Source organism: Gemmobacter sp., assembly GCF_016792925.1.
Classification (GTDB): Bacteria; Pseudomonadota; Alphaproteobacteria; order Rhodobacterales; family Rhodobacteraceae; genus Gemmobacter.
Genome location: NZ_JAEULU010000331.1, coordinates 1 through 4061, shown reverse-complemented (window position 1 = coordinate 4061; position 4061 = coordinate 1). Strand labels below are relative to the sequence as shown.

The 4061-nt window shown below is 68.6% G+C and carries 4 protein-coding genes; 3 read left to right on the top strand and 1 reads right to left on the bottom strand.

Annotated features, from left to right (window positions below; all coding sequences use genetic code 11):
* Positions 1 to 209 precede the first annotated feature (209 nt).
* A complete protein-coding gene (locus JNN06_RS16310) occupies positions 210 to 713 on the bottom strand; it encodes a flavin reductase family protein (protein WP_291240649.1) in 504 nt (167 codons plus the stop codon).
* A 166-nt stretch (positions 714 to 879) separates the two neighbouring features.
* Between JNN06_RS16310 and JNN06_RS16305 the strand changes: the two genes are divergently transcribed.
* The 3 genes from JNN06_RS16305 to JNN06_RS16295 all read left to right on the top strand — a co-directional run.
* Positions 880 to 1821: a CorA family divalent cation transporter gene (locus JNN06_RS16305; protein WP_291240648.1), complete on the top strand. Its 942-nt coding sequence runs from the start codon at positions 880 to 882 to the stop codon at positions 1819 to 1821.
* Positions 1803 to 2957: an alpha-D-ribose 1-methylphosphonate 5-triphosphate diphosphatase gene (locus JNN06_RS16300; RefSeq protein ID WP_291240647.1), complete on the top strand. Its 1155-nt coding sequence runs from the start codon at positions 1803 to 1805 to the stop codon at positions 2955 to 2957. Before JNN06_RS16305 ends, JNN06_RS16300 begins: the two co-directional genes overlap by 19 nt.
* Positions 2958 to 3189: 232 nt before the next feature.
* The coding region (locus tag JNN06_RS16295) for a PHP domain-containing protein (protein WP_291240646.1) at positions 3190 to 4061 on the top strand (872 nt) is incomplete at its 3' end.

The following is a 4061-nucleotide window of genomic DNA, read 5'->3' as shown; positions in this document are numbered from 1 at the left end:
AAAGGCGGCGGCAGCGGTGGCCCGCATCAGCATCTGATCGGCGGGCATCACATCGGGGGGCATCTGGTCGGGAGGCATCACCGTGCAGTCGTCACCATCGGCAGAAAGCGGTTTGGGCATGCGGCACCTGAGAAGCAGCGGGGCGGATCGCGCCTTGCGGCGCTGTCATATCAGAATATGTGCAGGGGCAGGCTTTGCCAATGGCCGCCTCAGCCCGCCTGGGTAAAGCCGCCATAGGCACCCTGGCTGAACACCAGCGGCGCCCCCTCTTGCAGGTCGAACCCCAGCACGCGGCCCAGAATGACCAGGTGATCGCCACCATCATGGCTGGCGATCTGCTCGCAGTCGAACCGCGCCAGCGCCCCCTCCAGCACCGGCGCGCCCTGGGCATTGCGGCCATGAGCCAGACCCTCAAACCCGGCGCCCTGCCGGGTGAAACGGGCGATCAGGTCGAACTGCGTCACCGCCAGCACGTGAATGGCATAATGGCGCGCATCGCGGAACAGCGGGAAGCGGGCCGAGGCCCGGGCGGGCGACCACAGCACCAGCGGCGGGTCCAGCGAGACCGAGGCAAAGCTGTTGGCGACAAAGCCGACCGGCCCTTGCGGCGCCTCGGTGGTGACCAGCGTCACCCCGGTGGCAAAGCGGCCAAGCGCATCGCGGAAGGCGCGGGCCGGGGCGCCCGGCGGGGCGGTGAGGGGGGTATCGGTCATCGGCTCTCGGCTTTCCTGTCGGCGCATGCTGTTCATGCGATATAGGCGCCGCGAGGGCAAGGGTAAGGGTGGCGCAAGGGCAGGGCGCGGCTTTGGTGCGCCCCCTCTGTCGCTGGCCATGCTTTTCCGGCAAAAGGGGCCAGAGAAGTTGCGAAAGAGGTGCCGGATGTTGACCGCCTATGCCGTCTCGGGAGAGCGCCTGCTGCCCGGCGCCGCTTTGGAGAGCGCGATCTGGATCGACCTGTATCGGCCCGATGCGGCCGAGGTCGCAAGCCTTGCCGCGCTTGGCGTCGAAGTGCCGACGCTGGCGGATATGGAGGAGATCGAGCTGTCGAACCGGCTTTATCACGAGGGGGACACTCATGTGATGACGGTGGTGCTGACCGGCCAGACCGAAGGCGAGGCGCGGATCAGCGGCCCGGTCAGCTTTCTGCTGTCGCCCGCCCGGCTGGTGACGGTGCGCCATCACAACCCGCGCCCTTTCGAGACCTTCGCCCCCCGCGCCGATCGCAGCGCCGCCGGAACCGGCAGCCCGGCCGCGATCTTTCTGGGTCTGACCGAGGAGATCACCGGGCGGCTGGCCGATCATCTGGAAGAGATCGGGCGGGGCCTCGATACGGTGTCGACCACGATCTATGCCGCAGATCCGGCGCGGCGCACGCAGGAACGCTTGCAGGTCAGCCTGCAACGGGTGGGGCGCGAGGGCGAGATGCTGTCGCGGCTGCGCCTGTCGCTGCTGACGCTGGCCCGCGCCATCGGCTTTGTGCAGCCCTTGCCCGCGCTGCGCCCCCTGGCCGATGTGGCCACCACCCAGACCCGCGATCTGCAAGCGCTGGAAGTGCATGCCGATTTTCTGGGCGCGCGGCTGGCGCTGACCTCGGATGCGACGCTGGGGATGATTGATCTGGCGCAGAATGCCACGGTGCGCATCGTGTCGGTCGTGTCGGTGCTGTTCCTGCCGCCCACGCTGATCGCCTCGATCTACGGGATGAACTTTGCGGTGATGCCGGAATTGGCGCAACGCTGGGGCTATCCGGCGGCGCTGGTCATGATGCTGGCCTCGGCGGCACTGAGCTGGGCGTTTTTCAAATGGAAGAAATGGCTGTGATGCAGGTCTTCGCCAATGGCGAGCTGGTGCTGCCAGACCGCGTGCAGCGCGGGGCGCTGGTGGTGGAGGCGGGGCGGATCGTCGAGATCCGCGAGGGCGGGGCGGTGCCGGCGGGCGCGCTGGATTGCGGCGGCGACTGGCTGGCGCCGGGGCTGATCGAGCTGCATACCGACAATCTGGAGCGCCATATCGAGCCGCGCCCCAAGGTGAAATGGCCGCAGGAGGCCGCGATCCTCGCCCATGATGCCGAGCTTGCGGGTTGCGGCATCACCACGGTGTTCGATGCGCTGCGGGTCGGCTCGCTGCCCTCGCGCACCAAGGGCAATTATGCCGAATATGCGCGGGGGCTGGCCGATGTGCTGCTGGGTCTGCGGGCGGCGGGGGTGCTGAAGATCAGCCACCGCCTGCATCTGCGGGCCGAGATCTGCTCGGAAACCCTGATCGAGGAGCTGGCACGCTTTGGCCCCGGTGATCAGGTTGGTATCCTCAGCCTGATGGATCACACGCCCGGCCAGCGCCAGTTCCGCGATCTTGCGCAGCTGCGCCACTATCTTGCGGGCAAGCACGGCTTTTCCGAGGCCGAATTCGAGGCCCATGTCACCGAGCGCCGGGCGATCTTTGACCGGCTGGGCGCGGTGCATGAGGCGGCGGCGGTGGCGGCGGCGCAGTGCCTTGGGGCGCATCTGGCCAGCCATGACGACACCACAGCGGCGGATGTCGCGGCCTCGGCCCGGCATGGTGCCAGCTTTGCCGAATTTCCCACCACCCTTGAGGCAGCACAGGCCTGCCGCGCGGCGGGGATCAAGGTGATGATGGGGGCGCCGAACCTGATCCGGGGCGGCTCGCATTCCGGTAATGTCGCCGCCGAAACGCTGGCCGTGGCGGGCTGCCTCGATCTTCTTTCGTCGGATTACATCCCCTCGGGCCTGCTGGCGGCGGCCTTGCGGCTGGGGGATCTGTGGGGCGATCCGGCGCGCGGGTTGGCGACGGTGACCGCAGCCCCTGCCGAGGCCACGGGCCTTGCCGACCGTGGCCGTCTTGTCCCCGGATTGCGCGCCGACCTGATCCGCTTTCGCCGCCATGGCGCGGCGGCGCTCTTGCGAGGCACCTGGGTGAAGGGGGCGCGGGTCGCCTGACTGCGCGCCCCGCCTCACCGCGCACCCCGCCGCCGCAGCAGCGGCGGTTGCCTGCCCCGTCGTCCCTTGGTTCCCGGACCAAACAGAACCTGAAGCAGTGCCGGGAGTCTTGCCATTTTCTGTTCAAAAATATCCCCGGGGGAGTCTCCGCAGGAGACGGGGGCGGGAGCCCCCTTCGCCCTTGCCAGCACGCGCTCCGGGCGGCTAGCCTGTCCCCAAAGCGGAGGTTCACATGCGCCCCATTGCGTTCACCGCGCCGGGCCGGTTCTGGCGCGGCAATCTGCATACGCATTCCACCCGCTCCGACGGGGCCTTGCCGCCCGAGGAGGTCTGCCGTCGCTACCGCGCCGAGGGCTATGACTTTCTGGCGCTGACCGATCATTTCATCGGGCAATATGGCTATCCCATCGTGGATACCGTGCCCTTTCGCGCGCCGGGCTTCACCACGCTTCTGGGGGCCGAACTGCATTCCGGGGCGATGGCGAATGGCGAGCTGTGGCATCTGCTGGCGGTCGGATTGCCCGCAGATTTCATCCCGCCCGCCGCGCCGGATTTCCGGGTGCATCCGGGAATGGAGAGCGGCGCCGAGATCGCCGCGCGGGCCGTGGCGGCCGGGGCCTTTGTGGCCATCGCCCATCCGCAATGGTCTGGCCTGACCCTGGCCGATGCGCGCGCCATTCCGGCGGCCCATGCGGTCGAGGTCTATAATCACGGCTGCGCCACGGGATGCGACCGGCCCGATGGTTTCGCCATCGCCGATCTGCTGCTGACCGAGGGGCGCGACCTGACGCTGATCGCCACCGATGACGCCCATTTCACCGAGCCGGACCATTTCGGCGGTTGGGTGATGGTGAAGGCGCCGGAGAACCGGCCCGAAGCCTTGCTGGCCGCGCTGAAGGCCGGGGCGTTCTACAGCAGCCAGGGGCCGGAATTGCGCGACATCCGGCTGGAGAACGGGCAGGTGGTGGTGGAGAGTTCGGCGGTGGTCACGGTGATCGTGCAGGGCAAGGGCACGGCGGCGCGGGCGGTGCATGGCCAGTCCATGACCCGGGCGGCCCTGGGGCTGGAGCGCTTTGCCGCCTCGCCCTGGCTGCGGGTGACGGT